This is a genomic window from Thermococcus alcaliphilus (assembly GCF_024054535.1).
Lineage (GTDB): Archaea > Methanobacteriota_B > Thermococci > Thermococcales > Thermococcaceae > Thermococcus_A > Thermococcus_A alcaliphilus.
In genome coordinates, this window is sequence record NZ_JAMXLV010000020.1 from 258,998 (window position 1) to 272,766 (window position 13,769).

A 13,769-nucleotide genomic window follows, 5' to 3' on the forward strand; every position below is an offset into this window, starting at 1 on the left:
CAAAAAACCATGTGATTATAGTCAATGGTAAGTTGTCAAACTATAAAATACTTTCGTTTAAAAACGGAACTAAATGTAAAAAGAAAGGTTTAACATAGCAACCATTTCAAAATACCGAATTCAGCCTTCCCCCATCAACCGGAATCATGGCGCCGTTTATGTAGCTCCCAAGGTCGCTGGCTAAGAAAGCCACGAGGTAGCCTATCTCTTCAGGTTCTCCAAGCCTTCCAAGGGGTATCGGCTTCGCGTACTCTTGGAGAGCTTCCTCAACGGTCTTGCCTTCTCTTTTAGCTCTGTCCTTTGCGAGCTGTATCATCCTGTCAGTTCTTATGATGCCGGGCATTATGCCGTTGACGGTTATGCCTTTAGGCCCAAGCTCTTTAGCCAAGGTTCTCACGAGGCCTGCCATCGAAATCCTTACGACATTGCTGAGGGCTATGTTAGGTATCGGTTCCTTTATCGCACCACTTGTAGAATAGATTATCCTTCCAAAGCCTTTCTTTTCCATAGCTGGAACCAAAGCCTTCGTTAGGTATATCGGAGGGTATAGCAAAAGATCAACAGCTCTTTCCCAGTCCTCCATGTCCATCTCCATGAAGTAGCCCGGCTTAGGCCCGCCGGTGGAGAAGAAGAATATGTCCGGCTCACCAATGCTTCCGAGCTCTTTTACGGTTCTCTCAAGATCTTCCCTCTTTGTGAGGTCTGCAACGATGTAGCTAACCTCAACGTCGTTCTCGGCCTTGATCTTCTCCTTCGCCCTCTTCAGGTTCTCCTCACTCCGCGAGAGGAGTATTACATCAGCCCCAGCCTTTGCTAGAACCCTTGCAACGCCAAAGCCTATCCCCTTGCTTGAGGCCGTAGTAAACGCTAATCTTCCAGAAAGGTCTATGCTCAACATTGACATCACCATAAAACATAGGTTCAAAGGAGGATAAAAATGTTAGTGGACAAATTTGACCTCTTTTCCTACGTATAAAGGTTCTACTTTACTTCCAAAAGCAGACATAAAGCTGCAAATTCCATCAAATCCTGTGCAGTGTCCTGGATAAAGTTTTTCAACCCCAAGGGTGCTAATGCCTTTAATTGCATCTTCCAAAATATTCCTCTTGGCTCCAGTTAGATGGAACCCACCCACCAGAGCAAAAATCGGCTTATTCATGAGTTTTATTGAGTGCCTCACTATGTTCAAAATTCCACTATGGCCACAGCCAGTTATAACGACCATTTTGCCTCCAAGCTCAACGAGCAGTGACATGTCGTCTTTTAGAGGGTCTTTTATCAGCTTTCTCCCATCCACTATATAGCCAACTGATCTATCCCAAGTCGTTCTCTCTATCTCACCGCTTGTGTATATCCCATTAAAAATCTTAACTGGTTTTTCCTTTAGTATAAAGTTGGCTCCGAGTTTTTCTAGATGCTCCTGTGAAAATGAAATTCCAATTTCCCTGCGCTTGGGCTTTAGAGCCACCCTTCTTAAAAATATATCGGGGTGAGCATAAACCACTATGGAGTCTTTTCTCGCCTCTAAAAACTTTTCAAGTCCCCCAGTATGGTCGTAGTGACCGTGAGTAATGAATACTGCATCAATCTCGTTGGGGGATATATTGAGCGCTTCCATATTGTGAAGCAAAATCGTGCCATCCGTACCTGCATCCACCAAAATCTTCCTCCCATTGTGCTCCACAAAAAGAGAAAAGCCATGGGCCCCGAGAAGGCCCTTTTTAAACCCTGCATGATTTTCAAATAGCACTACCATCCTCATCTTCATCCCTCAAAGGGAAGCTTGCCAAACTCCACTTCCAGTGTTTGGGTTGTCCTCCATACAAATGCTCCTTCTCCTTTGAGAACATGCTTTCTCATATCTCCTTGAGGCACTCCGTTAGCTTCGTAAATCATGCTCTGCAGGTCTGGATCGTTGTAAAGAACCAGCGTTGGTCCCGGTATGTTAAGGAGATTTTCCGCAACGTATCTGGAGCCTAATACTGTAACCCTCCCCCTCATGGGTTGAGTCAATAGAGGAATGGCTGCACTTCCGGGAGTTGTGTAGAAAAGAACCGCCGCATCATCGATTCCTATTAAAGTGCTCCTTCTATCTTTAACAGCCGCCGCAAGGATTAGAAACGCCATTCCCACGGTACTTATGCTGTAGGTTTTTCCAAAGTCAACCAAAATGCTCTTGCCGAGCTCGGGAACTTCTCCCTCAAAAAAGGTCTCATCGAGGGAAGTGTAGACTTCTCTTATAACCTCCCCGTACTGTTCCTTTGACTTGGCTACATCTGCTACACTTTTAACTTTGCTCCCAAGAACGTCAGCATAGAGTTTATCGGTAAGAGAGCGATCCAATCCGTATATGGTCTGAATTATCGTTGATGCTGTGTAAAAGTCCTTCAAGAGGCCTTTTTTAACCATCTTTATGGGGTCAAGGCCTGTAGGCTTGTTGTCCTCTATTTCTATTATAGTGTCGAATTTCTCCTTAGGATACTTTCCCCTTGTATCAAAGAAAATCAGCCCGTATTCTTTTTCGAGAAATTGATCTCCAATGTAATCTATAACTCTCGTGGGGTCATCATCGATGCCAAAAACCTTTAGAGTTCTGCCGTGGTAAACCGGATCGTAGTATATCTCCTTCTCTTCGTATTCCAAAATCTTTACAGCAAGTTTGCTGTACTTCATAGAGTTCACCAAAAAGAATAGGGGGAATAAGTATAAACGGCTTTCCCTTAGAAGTTAAAGGATTACCATCCCCCTTGTCTTCTGCCTCCAAAGCCTCCTCCTTTTCTCATTCCGCCGCTACCTCTTCCACGACCCATTCCTCTGCCCATGCCTGGGCCTATTCCTCCTTCTGGCCCAAAGACTGCCGTAGTAAGCTCTCCCCTGAGGAAGGCCTCAACGGCTTCTCTAACTGTCATAGTGGCTGGAGCCGAGATCATCCTTATGCCTGCAGCCTGGAGCACTCCAGAGGAGTTGGGACCGAACTGACCGGCGATGACAACATCTGCACCCTGGTCTATAACGAACTGCGTTGCTGTAACTCCTGCTCCCCTAGGCTGTGAGTAACCCGGGTTTGGAACGACCTGAACGTTGGCTATTTGGTTGTTCTCAACGTCCACGATCGTGAACGTCGGCGTCCTTCCAAAAGCAGTGTTCACCCTATCCTCAAGACCTCCAGTAACGGTTGACACAATTATCCTCATCTCCATCACCTCCACGTGAATTAGGGTAACCTAAGTTAAAAATCTTGTGCATATGCTCATTACACAAGTCTGTTTCAAAATGCTTAAAAATATCTTATCGATGTTACCCATGGGGTGAGCAAGTGCTCAAAATTGAGAACCTTCACGTTTCGGTTGAGAGAAGGGCGATTCTCAATGATGTGAAAGTCATCGAGTTCTTTCAGCGGGTTTTAGTGGAGATAGGGAAGATAATCCAGCTAGCAGTAAGTGGAAGTATGTAAGCTCCTTCTGGTGTTTTTTATGTACCGTGAAAAGTACGATAGGATAGCAGGCTTTTATGAGCTCCTAGAAAAGCCACTGGACAGGGTCTTCAATCCTCTCCGTGAGAGGGCCATCTCCTTTGCCAAGGGAAGAACGCTCGAGATCGGGATCGGTACTGGAAAGACCCTTCATTATTATCCTCAGGGTGTTGAGCTTTATGCCGTTGACGGCTCGGAGAAAATGCTTGAAATGGCCAAGAGGAGGGCAGAAGAACTCGGAATAGAAGTGAAGCTCATAGTTGCTGAAGCAGAGCGTCTTCCATTTCCCGATAACTACTTTGACACAGTAGTCTCTTCCTTCGTCTTCTGCACCGTTCCTAACCCTGATAAGGCAATGGATGAGATAAAACGAGTACTCAAACCCGGTGGAAGGGTTATCTTTCTCGAACACACGAAGAGCGAGAGCAGGATAGTGAACTACCTCTTCCTTTTCCCGATGAAACTTATCTTGAAGCCGCTCCTCGACGACAACCCGCTGAGAGAGACCCACAAACTTGTTAGGAAGTATTTCAAAGTGGAAAAAGAGGAGAGGTACTACAAGGGCATTGTCAGGCTTATAGTAGCCCGAAATAACGCCTCCTTGGACTTATAAAGCCCCGGATAATATAAACTAGCACGAGGGCTATAACATAGGTCGAGGCTACAAGAAAGAGTTTGAAGAGCAGGTAGAGCATCAAGAGCAGGAATATTAGGTCTATTATCCTGTAAAGGCCAAAGCGGCCGAGAAAATTTCCATAATAATATGAATGGGCAACAAATTGTCTACCTTGCGCCATGCCCCTTCTGTAACCGCGTGGCATTTTCAGCACCTCAAAAAGCTAAAAAAGGTAAAAGGAAGTTGCTTTACCACCAGCCGTAATACCAGCGGAGGGCTCTCCTGCTGGGCATTCCCGTCCACGGGCAGTAGCCGAGCCTTGCTCCCCAGCCTCTTCCGCCTCTACCCCATCCTCTGCCAAAACCGCGTCCTCTTCCCCAGCCTCTACCCCATCCATAGCCGAAGCCGTAGGCTGGGTAGGCGGGATACACTGGGGCAGCTGGTGCCACTGGTGTTGCTGGGGTCACTGGAGTAACTGGAGCAACCGGAGCCTGTGGAGCCGGTGCTGTGAACTGGCTTGCTCTACCGCTCACAACGCTCTTTATGGCATCCTCAACAGGGGTTCCAGGGGCGACCTGGTAGAGTTTAATGCCTGCTGCCTGTATCGCGCCGAATGCATTCGGGCCGACTTGCGGGGCGATTATAGCTTCAACGCCCTCGTTGATGAGGGTCTGCACTGCCATTGGGCCGGCACCTCCACCAACCATTGCAGCGCTGTTCTGGATGACCTTCTCGCTGACTATGTTGCCATTTTCATCAACATCCGCTATGTAGAATGCTGGTGCTCTTGCGAAGACCGGAGCAACTGTATCTTCCCTACCTCCACCATTTGTTGGAACAGCAATCCTCATATCCACCACCTCTATTATTTTGTGCATATGCACAACATTTAAACTTTTCGGTTTCCCTAACTCTTATAAACCAGTTTCACGGAACAACCCTCTGGGGATATTACATGGAAAAGAGATGCCTCAAGGTCGCGTTCGGAATGGAAGATGATGAACACCTCATCGATGCCCATTATGGAGACTCAGAGTTCTTCGCGATCTACAAAATCTGCGAAGACGGGAGCGTAAAGCTCCTCGAAAAGAGACACAACAAAGCTAAAGACTTTGAAGAGGAACACGATGAAGGACACGGTGACCCAAGGAAGTTTAAAGCCGTTGTGAGCCAGCTCCTCGACGTTGATATCTTAGCTGCATTTAGAATGGGACCAAACTTCCTCCGGATCCGTGACAAAACCAACAAGGTGGCTTTCTTCACGAAGACGAGAGACCTGAAACTAGCACTCCGAAGAGTCATAGAGAACTTCGATGACCTCTGGGAACAGGTGCAGGTGAAAAAAGCTGAAAAACCACCAATAGAGGAGTAAAGATGAATCTACCTCTGCCCTTAACGAGAACGCTCCAACCCTTTAGTCGAGATGTTGTCGTTAGTCTTATGGTCAAGAGTTCAAAAGAATCCCTAAATCCTTTTTGGGAGGGCTAGAGTTAAAGTCTCAATCACCAATTTTTATAGGAGGGGTAAGATGAAAGAGGTTAATAACAATTTGGCTTTGGAAGAAGTATGCTACCACCCGATTGGGATCATCCGCAGCCCCTTCAGGGAGCCAAAAGATGTCCCCATACAGGCCTCCGCTGCAAGGGGAATTAGAGGAACCGTTGAGATATTTCCCGAGTTCGAGGAAGGATTAAAGGACATCGAAGGGTTCTCTCATTTGATTTTGGTCTACCACTTTCACAGGGCGAGGTTTAGAAGTCTCCTTGTGAGACCATACATGGACGAGAACTACCACGGCGTATTCGCCACGAGAGCACCTGCGCGTCCAAATCCCATCGGCATCTCGATAGTAAGGCTCGTTAAAAGGCGCGGGAACGTTCTCATAGTTGAGGATGTTGATATCCTCGATGGAACTCCTCTCTTGGATATAAAGCCCTACGTACCCGATTTCGACCACAGGGACGGTGTGAAAACCGGCTGGCTCGAAGAAAACGTCCACAAACTCCCAAAGGCAAAAGATGATGGGAGGTTCGCGAAATAACTACAGAACCTCCACTACGTACTTCCAATTTCCTTCCTCAAATCCCCTAAGGAAGTTAAGCGTGAGGTCGAGAAATTTTCCCGTTCCAACGTTTATCTCCGCTCCCTTTCCCTTTTTAGGCAGAAGTCTTTTGATAGCCTCAAGCTCGGAGAGGTATGCCTGCTTCTTTCAAACTAGTCCTTGTACCTGTAGCGGTGTTTTTCGAAGAACTCAATCTTCGGCATAACTAACTCCTAATTAATGCTTTATCACACAACTGAGGAATGGGGAGTGAACGAGCATATGCACAAAACTTTTAAGGTTTTAGGTTTCCCTAACTGTGGAGGTGAGGTGATGCAGATAGCAGTGAGCGGAGGTAAAGGCGGAACAGGAAAATCAACTGTAGCCATTAACCTTGCAATAGCCTTACGGGAGTATTTCGACTTAGCCTTGGCGGATTTGGACGTCGAAGCACCAAACGATCATATTCTCCTTGGAGTTGAGCTGCAGAACGAGGAACCCGTTCATATGTTCATGCCGCGCTTTGATTATTCGAAGTGCATAAAATGCAGAAAATGTGCGGAAGTTTGTGAAGAAAACGCAATAATCACAATGAGGGATGGAACACCGTTCTTAATGCCCACTCTATGTTCTGGGTGCAGGGCTTGTGAGATAGTCTGCCCAGTTACGGGAGCAATATTGGGAGGAGAGAAGCTTATGGGACATACCTACCTCACCGAGACACCTTATGGGTCTCCTTTAGTTACCGGAAAACTGCTCGAAGGAGAAGAGCGGGCAATGCCTATTGTAACCGCAGCAAAAAAGAGGGCGAAAACCCTTAACAAAGAGCTTTTGCTAGTGGACACTGCCGCCGGTACAAGCAACACTGTTTCCAAGGCATTGGAAGATTCAAAGCTTCTCATAGCAGTTACAGAGCCTACTCCACTTGGCCTTCATGATTTGACTCTTATCCTCGAGCTCGCCAAATTAATGGGCATAGAGGCATGGGTTGTTGTCAATAGGGCTGATATTGGAGAGAAAAAGAGAGTAGAAGAGATAGTGCAGAAATACAACGCCGAGATAATTGGGGAAATCCCATACAGCGAAGCTATTATCCAGAGTTATGTTAAAGGAGAACCTATAATCCTAACCGATAAAAAGGAAGCGAAAATCTTCAAAGGCCTTGCCGAAAGGGTAGCCAGTTATTTGGGGTGATTGAAATGCAGATCGCGATAGCGAGTGGAAAAGGTGGCGTAGGAAAATCGAGCGTAGCTGCTTCACTCATATACCTCCTCAAAGATGAGTATTCCCTAATAGCAGTTGATGCTGATGCCGACGCCCCAAACCTCGACCTGCTCTTTGGGGTTGAAAGGTGGGAAGAGGAAAAAGAGCTCATAGGTGCAAAAGTGGCAAGGATAAACACCAGCACCTGCATAAGGTGCGGTATATGCGCTGAAAGATGTCCCTATGACTGCATAAAGATTGTTGATGGAAATTACGTGGTTAATGAACTAACTTGTGAGGGTTGTGGAGTTTGCAAGCTCGTATGTCCTGTGGAAGGGGTAATCACTTTAGAGGAAGTCCGTTCAGGCATAGTTAGGAAAACAACAACCAAATACGGCTTCCCACTAATTTCAGCCCAGCTCGATGTGGGAAGACCAAACAGTGGAAAGCTCGTTACGGAGGAAAAAGAGTGGGCTAAACGGATCATGAAGGAGAAAGGAATAGAGCACATGATAGTTGATTCGGCAGCCGGAATAGGATGCCAAGTGATAGCAAGCCTTGGAGGGGCGGATGTAGCGATTCTTGTGGCAGAACCAACTCCCGCTTCGCTAAGTGACGTGAAAAGGGTTTACAAGGTTGTCCAGCACTTCAGAGAGCCAGCATACCTTATAATAAACAAAGCTGATCTGAATCCGGGCTTTAAGGGACTTTATGAATTCGCCGAGGAGGAGGGCATACCAATAATTGGTGAGATACCATACGATAGGGCACTCCCAAAAAGCATGGTAATGCTTAAGCCGGTAGTTGAAGTATTTCCGGATTCAAAAGCCTCTATAGTGCTCAAAGAAATAGCGGAAGTCGTTAAAGAGGAGATTTTAAAGTAGCTCCCTGCTCTTTAATTTTCTCATATAGAATCTCTTTCCTCCGTATTCCAGTTCTATGAGCTTTCCTTCTGCAATGAGCTTCTCCACAACATCCCATTCAGCGTTGGCTTTTTTCAAGAGCTCTTTTAGGGCATCTTCGCGCATTGGATGAACTGCAGCAATGCTGAGTATATCCTCTTCCACATTTCCGGTGAAGGCAAAGGCATTCCCCTCGTACCCTATAAGATACTCAACCTTTTCTTCCCCAATTGCCTCTGCAAATGTCTGGAAAGCCAGGTTAATAACTTCTTCCCTAGCTGGCTTCACCCATTTTTCCCACGGCGGCCTTGTAGGAACTGCTATGTAGGCTATATCCGGATTTAACTTCCTTAAAAACTTGGCAATTTTCTTAAACTCGTCCCCATAATTTATCCCATCTATAAGCATTGTCTCAGTCACGAGCTTGCCCTTGAACTCTTTTCTGAACTCTAGCATCCCCTCAAGAATTTTATCGAGTTTCAAGCTCTTATGTGGGCGATCTACTTTTCTCCACAAATCCTCAGTCACCGCATCGAGCTTTAGGGAAACAAAATCGAGCTTTAGGAGATCTTCTCTAACATCCTCCCTCCAGATGAGAGAGGAGTTCGTCAGAATTGCCAGCGGAATATTGAGAGACTTCAGCATCTCTATTTCCTTTCCCAAGTTTGCATCGAGAGTAGGTTCGCCATCGGGTACAAACGTAAGGTAATCTATGTGCTCTCCCTTTTCTTTAGCTTCCTCCACCTTTCTTTTAACCTCTTCAAAGACAAGCCCAGGTGGATAGAAAGACCTTCTCTCAATTTCCATTCTCAAGGTTCTCCCAATCTGGCAGTAAACGCATGCATAAGAGCAGACTTTATCTGGGATATTGTTTATTCCCAGGCTTTTGCCCAACCGTCTTGAGGGCACGGGGCCAAAGGCAATCATAGACTCACCAGTGTTAGGTTAGCCTAAGGGCGTTTAAAGATTTTGGAAACCTTGATTAAGATGAAGCCCCAAGAGATTATTGATGAGATGCAAAATATGTGGATATAAATCTGAGGAAATTAGCGAATCAATTGGGGTCTGCGTTAACTGCTTGCGAGAAAATCCGGAAGAAGCGCTAAAAATATCAAGGGAATCCCACCGGAAATGGCGTAGGCTCATAGGTTTGCCTCCAGAAGTGCCGAGAGAAGGCATTCAATGCCTGCTTTGCGTGAACGAATGCAAAATTCCGGAGGGAAGTTCCGGCTACTGCGGGGTAATGTGGAACAGGAAAGGAAAGTTAGTCCCCATAACTGGAAGCTTTGATAAGGCATATCTTCATTGGTATCTCGATCCTCATCCAACAAACTGTGTCGCAAGACCAGTTTGTCCAGAAAAAGAACATAGAGGATTTTACAACCTAGCAGTCTTCTTCGCCGGATGCAACTTAGATTGTCTTTTCTGCCAGAACATAGAGCATAAATACATGATAAAAAACGGGAGCGTAGATCCCTTTGAAGGGGTTGTCATAAGCTCAAAGGAGCTAGTAGATATAGCAATGAGAAGTAGAGTATCATGTGTGTGCTACTTTGGCGGCGATCCTACTCCACACAGCCCCTATGCAATAAAAACTTCAAGAGAAATTCTCAAACGAGCCGAGAAAGTTGGAGCAATAAAAAGAATTTGCTGGGAAACGAATGGGCTTGAAAATCCTAAGATAATTCGAGAGATGGCAAGAATAAGCCTTGAAAGTGGGGGAATAGTCAAGATTGACTGGAAAGCCTATACACCTAGTGTTTACGAGGCCTTAACTGGAATTAACGGGGAGAAAGCCCTTCAGAGAGTAAAGGAGAACATAAGGATTATAGTCTCAATGGACGAGAGAAAGGAGCCTCCCCTTTTAGTAGTTAGTACTCTTGTTGTGCCCCATTACATAGATGGGAAAGAGGTCGGTGGAATAGCGAGGTACCTTGCCCAGCTGAATCCGGATATACCATACGTTCTCTTAGCATTTGCACCGCAGCATCTAATGCACGACGTGCCAACTACCAGTAAGAAACAAATGGAAAGGGTTTACACAATCGCCAGAAAAGAAGGACTAAAACGAGTCTTCATCGGTAACCTCTGGCTCCTGAGATGATCTGGGGATTTCATTTCCCTGGGCAAGGATTATTAGCTCTCTCCCCTCAACAAGCATTTGGGCCACCTTTTTTCTTGCAGAGCTTAGAGCCCTCCACACAGTGCCCCTTGAGACACCCATTCTCTGCCCGGCTTCCTCTTGAGTTAACCCCTCATAATCCACCAGCCTTAACGCCTCAAACTCCTCGTAGGTCATGAAAATCGGAGGCTGCGGAGGGCCAAAAGGGGGCTTAGCTGGGTAGAAATGCCTAACCTCAGGTATGAAACCAATAAATCGCATTTTTCGTCTTCTACCTCTTCTCCATCCCATCCCGCGTGGCATTTTAACACCTAAACTACAGTTTGAGTTTCCCCTTTTTAGGTTTTGTGCGGCGGCGTATTTATAAACCTCCTTGCCAAAATATAGATTAATGTATCTGCGGAAAGACCTTATCCAGCCGAGGGTTTATCAAGAAGTAATCTACGCGAAGTGCAAAGACAAAAACAGCCTAGTTGTTCTGCCGACCGGATTAGGGAAAACTCTAATAGCTCAGATGATAGCTGACTATCGCTTATCTAAATACGGCGGGAAAGTTCTGATGCTCGCACCAACAAAACCCCTAGCCCTCCAACATAGAGAAAGCTTTCTGAAGCTTTTTGACCTTCCGGAGGAGAAGATAAACACATTAACTGGCGAGATCCAACCTGAGAGAAGAGAGGAAATATGGAAAAAAAGTATTATTATTACCGCTACTCCCCAAACGATAGAAAACGACCTTGTTGTTGGGAGGATAAGCCTTGAAGACGTTGTTCTGCTCGTCTTTGATGAAGCCCATAGGGCGGTGGGGAACTATGCTTATGTTTACATAGCCAAAGAATACATGAAACAAGCAAAACATCCCCTCATTTTGGGTCTTACGGCTTCTCCTGGAAGCGATGAGGCAAAGATTAAGGAGATTGTCAAGAACCTCTTCATAGAGCACATTGAGGTTAGAACCGAGAACTCTCCCGATGTTAAACCTTACGTCCAAGGGATAAAGTTTGAATGGGTTAGGGTAGAGCTGCCGGGGATCTACAAGGAAGTTAGAAAAATTCTAAGAGAAATGCTCAGAGATTCGTTGAAGCCTTTGGCTGAGGCAGGTCTTATCGAGAGCGCTTCTCCAGATGTTCCGAAAAAAGAAATCCTCAAAGCGGGACAGATAATAAACGCCGAGATGGCAAAAGGCAACTATGATGTAGGAAAACTCATGTTTTACCAAGCAAAAGCCCTGAAGCTCCACCATGCAATAGAACTTCTCGAAACCCAAGGATTATCCGCCTTGAGGGCTTACCTCAAGAAGCTCTATGAAGAGGCCAAGAGGGGAAAGACAAAGTCAACAAAGGAGCTAATGCAGGATCAAAAGATGAAAAAGGCAATAGCCCTTCTTGTCCAAGCAAAAGAATTGGGAATCGACCATCCAAAGTTAGACAAGATGAAAGAGCTGATTAAAGAGCAATTGAGCAAGAAACCCGCCTCAAAGATAATCGTCTTCACAAACTACAGGGAAACTGCAAAAAAGATCGTAAAAGAGCTCCTTCAAGAGCAAATAAGGAGCATGCGTTTTGTGGGACAGGCAAATAAAGAAAACGACAGGGGCTTAAGCCAAAAGAAGCAAAAGCAAATTTTAGATCTTTTCTCCCAGGGAGAATTCAACGTTCTCGTTGCCACAAGTGTTGGCGAAGAAGGTCTGGATGTTCCCGAAGTGGATTTGGTTATCTTTTACGAACCTGTGCCTTCTGCCATAAGAAGTATCCAGAGAAGGGGAAGAACGGGAAGACACAGGCCGGGCAGGGTTGTTATATTAATGGCGAAGGGCACGAGGGACGAAGCTTACTACTGGAGTTCCCGCCATAAGGAGAAGCAGATGATCTCTCTCTTAAAGAAGGTGGAGGATATGGTTAAAAAAGAAAAACAAGCCTCCCTCTTAGGTTTTGTAAAGCCGAAAGAGAAGGAGGAAAAAGCTGAGGAAGTTGTCGAAAAGAGGGAAGAGCCAGAGAAAGATGTGTATGAAAAGCTCCCCATAAAGCCAATTTTTGTGAAAAAGCCAAAAGGAATTGTAGTTTATGTTGATTCACGCGAGCTCAAGAGCCAGGTTCCAAAAATACTAAAGGAACTAGGTGCTCATTTGGAAGTTAGAACCCTCGACGTTGGAGATTACATAGTGAGTGAAGACGTGGCTATAGAGAGAAAAGCCGCTAATGATTTTATCCAGTCAATAATAGATGGTAGGCTTTTTGATCAGGCAAAGCGTTTAAAAGAGGCCTATTCCAGACCGGTCATTATTATCGAAGGAGAGCTCTACGGAATTAGGAACGTGCACCCAAATGCCATTAGAGGTGCCTTAGCTGCTTTAACTGTAGACTGGGAGATCCCAGTTCTTTTCGCTAAAGATTCGAGTGAAGTTGCCAACTACATTTACCTCATCGCCAAGCGTGAACAGGAGGAGAGAAAGAAGGAAGTAGCCGTTAGAAGTGAGAAGAAGGCCTTAACATTAGCTGAAAGGCAGAGGCTAATCGTTGAAGGGCTCCCCTATGTATCGGCAACCTTAGCGAGAAGACTCCTCAGGCATTTCGGGAGCGTGGAGAGGGTTTTCACGGCAAAAGAGAGCGAGTTAATGCAGGTGGATGGAATTGGAGAAAAAATAGCCAGAGAGATAAGAAAAGTCATAACTGCCCCATATGAAGAGGAGGAAGAGAAAAATATATAAGATTTTCAAAATTATCTAAACCAATAGAAAAATCACAAACGGGGGTGCCGCTGTGCACAACTTTCTTTCTATACTGGAAAAACTAAAATTTGGTGAAACTGTTTTAGTGGAGTACTCTTCAAAAGCTCCGATTTATCTGCTCTTCCACGAACTTATAAAGTGGAGCAGGGAGAATAACTACCCGGTTCTTGTAGATGACTTCTTGGACACGCTCCACATGTATAAATCTCAGATGGAGATTGCTGGAATAGATACTTCCCTTCTCAACGACCTTAATGTAATAAAGATTGGAGGGGCTATAAACATAGGGAAAGTCCTAGGAAGAGTCCCAATAACTGAGAGCACGGTTTTGGAAAGAGAATACGATAAAATCTTTGAAAAACTGCCCGAAGAGAAAGTGATAAACCTCGTGCTGGGTTTTGATAAGCTTTTCATTCTCCACAGCGAGAGAAAAGATTTCATACCCAGTATATACGGAGTGCTGAAATATCTCGGAAACAAAAAGAGGATTGCCTTCTACTTCATCAACGCAGATTTGATAAAATCAGCGGTTCCGGAAATTTTACCTATTATGGAGGAGATTTCAACAGCAGTTGTTTCAATCGAGGAGAAGGATGGCTTCAGGATAAACCTTCTTAAGCCACTCAACATTTAAAGTGTGCCCCGGAGGAGCGAAGGGGAATCACAGCTCGCCACTCGCTCATCC

General features: G+C 45.5%; 17 protein-coding genes. 9 read left to right on the plus strand and 8 right to left on the minus strand.

Annotated elements, in window-relative coordinates:
• Positions 1 to 106 precede the first annotated feature (106 nt).
• From NF859_RS06090 to NF859_RS06105, 4 genes are all read right to left on the minus strand, one after another.
• Positions 107 to 898, minus strand: a complete 792-nt coding sequence (locus NF859_RS06090; RefSeq protein WP_252743528.1) for an SDR family oxidoreductase — start codon at positions 896 to 898, stop codon at positions 107 to 109.
• 42 nt (positions 899 to 940) lie between these two features.
• Complete coding sequence (locus tag NF859_RS06095) at positions 941 to 1,762, minus strand: MBL fold metallo-hydrolase (RefSeq protein WP_252743453.1); 822 nt, start codon at positions 1,760 to 1,762, stop codon at positions 941 to 943.
• 2 nt (positions 1,763 to 1,764) lie between these two features.
• Positions 1,765 to 2,673, minus strand: coding sequence for a hypothetical protein (locus NF859_RS06100; protein WP_252743454.1), 909 nt, complete (start codon positions 2,671 to 2,673; stop codon positions 1,765 to 1,767).
• Between the two features lie 62 nt (positions 2,674 to 2,735).
• On the minus strand, positions 2,736 to 3,194 hold the full coding sequence (locus NF859_RS06105; RefSeq protein ID WP_252743455.1) for a NifB/NifX family molybdenum-iron cluster-binding protein: 459 nt from the start codon (positions 3,192 to 3,194) through the stop codon (positions 2,736 to 2,738).
• Positions 3,195 to 3,316: 122 nt separating this feature from the next.
• On the opposite strand from NF859_RS06105, the gene NF859_RS06110 reads away from it, so the two are divergent.
• Together NF859_RS06110 and NF859_RS06115 are read left to right on the plus strand one after the other, a co-directional pair.
• Positions 3,317 to 3,454, plus strand: coding sequence for a hypothetical protein (locus NF859_RS06110; protein WP_252743456.1), 138 nt, complete (start codon positions 3,317 to 3,319; stop codon positions 3,452 to 3,454).
• A gap of 19 nt (positions 3,455 to 3,473) precedes the next feature.
• The gene (locus NF859_RS06115) at positions 3,474 to 4,085 is read left to right on the plus strand and encodes a class I SAM-dependent methyltransferase (RefSeq protein WP_252743457.1); all 612 of its coding nucleotides are present in this window, start codon (positions 3,474 to 3,476) and stop codon (positions 4,083 to 4,085) included.
• On the opposite strand, the gene NF859_RS06120 is transcribed toward NF859_RS06115, so the two are convergent.
• Both NF859_RS06120 and NF859_RS06125 read right to left on the minus strand, forming a co-directional pair.
• A complete protein-coding gene (locus NF859_RS06120) occupies positions 4,048 to 4,293 on the minus strand; it encodes a hypothetical protein (RefSeq protein WP_252743458.1) in 246 nt (81 codons plus the stop codon). The two genes, NF859_RS06115 and NF859_RS06120, sit on opposite strands and share 38 nt — an antisense overlap.
• A 43-nt stretch (positions 4,294 to 4,336) precedes the next feature.
• The gene (locus tag NF859_RS06125; RefSeq protein ID WP_252743459.1) at positions 4,337 to 4,939 is read right to left on the minus strand and encodes a NifB/NifX family molybdenum-iron cluster-binding protein; all 603 of its coding nucleotides are present in this window, start codon (positions 4,937 to 4,939) and stop codon (positions 4,337 to 4,339) included.
• Positions 4,940 to 5,043: 104 nt separating this feature from the next.
• On the opposite strand from NF859_RS06125, the gene NF859_RS06130 reads away from it, so the two are divergent.
• The 4 genes from NF859_RS06130 to NF859_RS06145 all read left to right on the plus strand — a co-directional run bounded on the left by NF859_RS06130 (position 5,044) and on the right by NF859_RS06145 (position 8,216).
• Positions 5,044 to 5,460, plus strand: a complete 417-nt coding sequence (locus NF859_RS06130) for a NifB/NifX family molybdenum-iron cluster-binding protein (protein WP_252743460.1) — start codon at positions 5,044 to 5,046, stop codon at positions 5,458 to 5,460.
• A 156-nt stretch (positions 5,461 to 5,616) separates the two neighbouring features.
• Positions 5,617 to 6,129, plus strand: a complete 513-nt coding sequence (gene tsaA / locus NF859_RS06135; protein ID WP_252743461.1) for a tRNA (N6-threonylcarbamoyladenosine(37)-N6)-methyltransferase TrmO — start codon at positions 5,617 to 5,619, stop codon at positions 6,127 to 6,129.
• A gap of 333 nt (positions 6,130 to 6,462) precedes the next feature.
• Positions 6,463 to 7,323, plus strand: a complete 861-nt coding sequence (locus NF859_RS06140) for a nucleotide-binding protein (protein ID WP_252743462.1) — start codon at positions 6,463 to 6,465, stop codon at positions 7,321 to 7,323.
• Positions 7,324 to 7,328: 5 nt separating this feature from the next.
• Entirely contained in the window at positions 7,329 to 8,216 is an 888-nt protein-coding gene (locus NF859_RS06145) for a nucleotide-binding protein (RefSeq protein ID WP_252743463.1), read from the plus strand.
• Here the strand turns inward: NF859_RS06145 and NF859_RS06150 are convergent.
• Entirely contained in the window at positions 8,208 to 9,161 is a 954-nt protein-coding gene (locus NF859_RS06150; protein ID WP_252743464.1) for a radical SAM protein, read from the minus strand. The genes NF859_RS06145 and NF859_RS06150 overlap by 9 nt on opposite strands.
• A gap of 82 nt (positions 9,162 to 9,243) precedes the next feature.
• Between NF859_RS06150 and NF859_RS06155 the strand changes: the two genes are divergently transcribed.
• Positions 9,244 to 10,338, plus strand: coding sequence for a radical SAM protein (locus tag NF859_RS06155; protein WP_252743465.1), 1,095 nt, complete (start codon positions 9,244 to 9,246; stop codon positions 10,336 to 10,338).
• Here NF859_RS06155 and NF859_RS06160 read toward each other — a convergent pair.
• Entirely contained in the window at positions 10,297 to 10,659 is a 363-nt protein-coding gene (locus NF859_RS06160) for a helix-turn-helix domain-containing protein (RefSeq protein WP_252743466.1), read from the minus strand. The genes NF859_RS06155 and NF859_RS06160 overlap by 42 nt on opposite strands.
• Positions 10,660 to 10,747: 88 nt before the next feature.
• Here NF859_RS06160 and NF859_RS06165 point away from each other — a divergent pair, with 88 nt between their 5' ends.
• Together NF859_RS06165 and NF859_RS06170 are read left to right on the plus strand one after the other, a co-directional pair.
• Positions 10,748 to 13,063 (plus strand): DEAD/DEAH box helicase, encoded by a 2,316-nt coding sequence (locus NF859_RS06165; RefSeq protein WP_252743467.1) that lies wholly within the window; start codon positions 10,748 to 10,750, stop codon positions 13,061 to 13,063.
• Positions 13,064 to 13,115: 52 nt separating this feature from the next.
• Entirely contained in the window at positions 13,116 to 13,718 is a 603-nt protein-coding gene (locus tag NF859_RS06170; RefSeq protein ID WP_252743468.1) for a DUF257 family protein, read from the plus strand.
• Positions 13,719 to 13,769: the final 51 nt, after the last annotated feature.

What these genes read in the sequence shown, in the direction of transcription:
- NF859_RS06090 (WP_252743528.1), bottom strand. Translation starts at nt 898, where the DNA reads ATGTTGAGCATAGACCTTTCTGGAAGATTAGCGTTTACTACGGCCTCA.
- NF859_RS06095 (WP_252743453.1), bottom strand. Translation starts at nt 1,762, where the DNA reads ATGAGGATGGTAGTGCTATTTGAAAATCATGCAGGGTTTAAAAAGGGC.
- NF859_RS06100 (WP_252743454.1), bottom strand. Translation starts at nt 2,673, where the DNA reads ATGAAGTACAGCAAACTTGCTGTAAAGATTTTGGAATACGAAGAGAAG.
- NF859_RS06105 (WP_252743455.1), bottom strand. Translation starts at nt 3,194, where the DNA reads ATGAGGATAATTGTGTCAACCGTTACTGGAGGTCTTGAGGATAGGGTG.
- NF859_RS06115 (WP_252743457.1), top strand. Translation starts at nt 3,474, where the DNA reads ATGTACCGTGAAAAGTACGATAGGATAGCAGGCTTTTATGAGCTCCTA.
- NF859_RS06120 (WP_252743458.1), bottom strand. Translation starts at nt 4,293, where the DNA reads ATGCCACGCGGTTACAGAAGGGGCATGGCGCAAGGTAGACAATTTGTT.
- NF859_RS06125 (WP_252743459.1), bottom strand. Translation starts at nt 4,939, where the DNA reads ATGAGGATTGCTGTTCCAACAAATGGTGGAGGTAGGGAAGATACAGTT.
- NF859_RS06130 (WP_252743460.1), top strand. Translation starts at nt 5,044, where the DNA reads ATGGAAAAGAGATGCCTCAAGGTCGCGTTCGGAATGGAAGATGATGAA.
- tsaA (WP_252743461.1), top strand. Translation starts at nt 5,617, where the DNA reads ATGAAAGAGGTTAATAACAATTTGGCTTTGGAAGAAGTATGCTACCAC.
- NF859_RS06140 (WP_252743462.1), top strand. Translation starts at nt 6,463, where the DNA reads ATGCAGATAGCAGTGAGCGGAGGTAAAGGCGGAACAGGAAAATCAACT.
- NF859_RS06145 (WP_252743463.1), top strand. Translation starts at nt 7,329, where the DNA reads ATGCAGATCGCGATAGCGAGTGGAAAAGGTGGCGTAGGAAAATCGAGC.
- NF859_RS06150 (WP_252743464.1), bottom strand. Translation starts at nt 9,161, where the DNA reads ATGATTGCCTTTGGCCCCGTGCCCTCAAGACGGTTGGGCAAAAGCCTG.
- NF859_RS06155 (WP_252743465.1), top strand. Translation starts at nt 9,244, where the DNA reads ATGAGATGCAAAATATGTGGATATAAATCTGAGGAAATTAGCGAATCA.
- NF859_RS06160 (WP_252743466.1), bottom strand. Translation starts at nt 10,659, where the DNA reads ATGCCACGCGGGATGGGATGGAGAAGAGGTAGAAGACGAAAAATGCGA.
- NF859_RS06165 (WP_252743467.1), top strand. Translation starts at nt 10,748, where the DNA reads ATGTATCTGCGGAAAGACCTTATCCAGCCGAGGGTTTATCAAGAAGTA.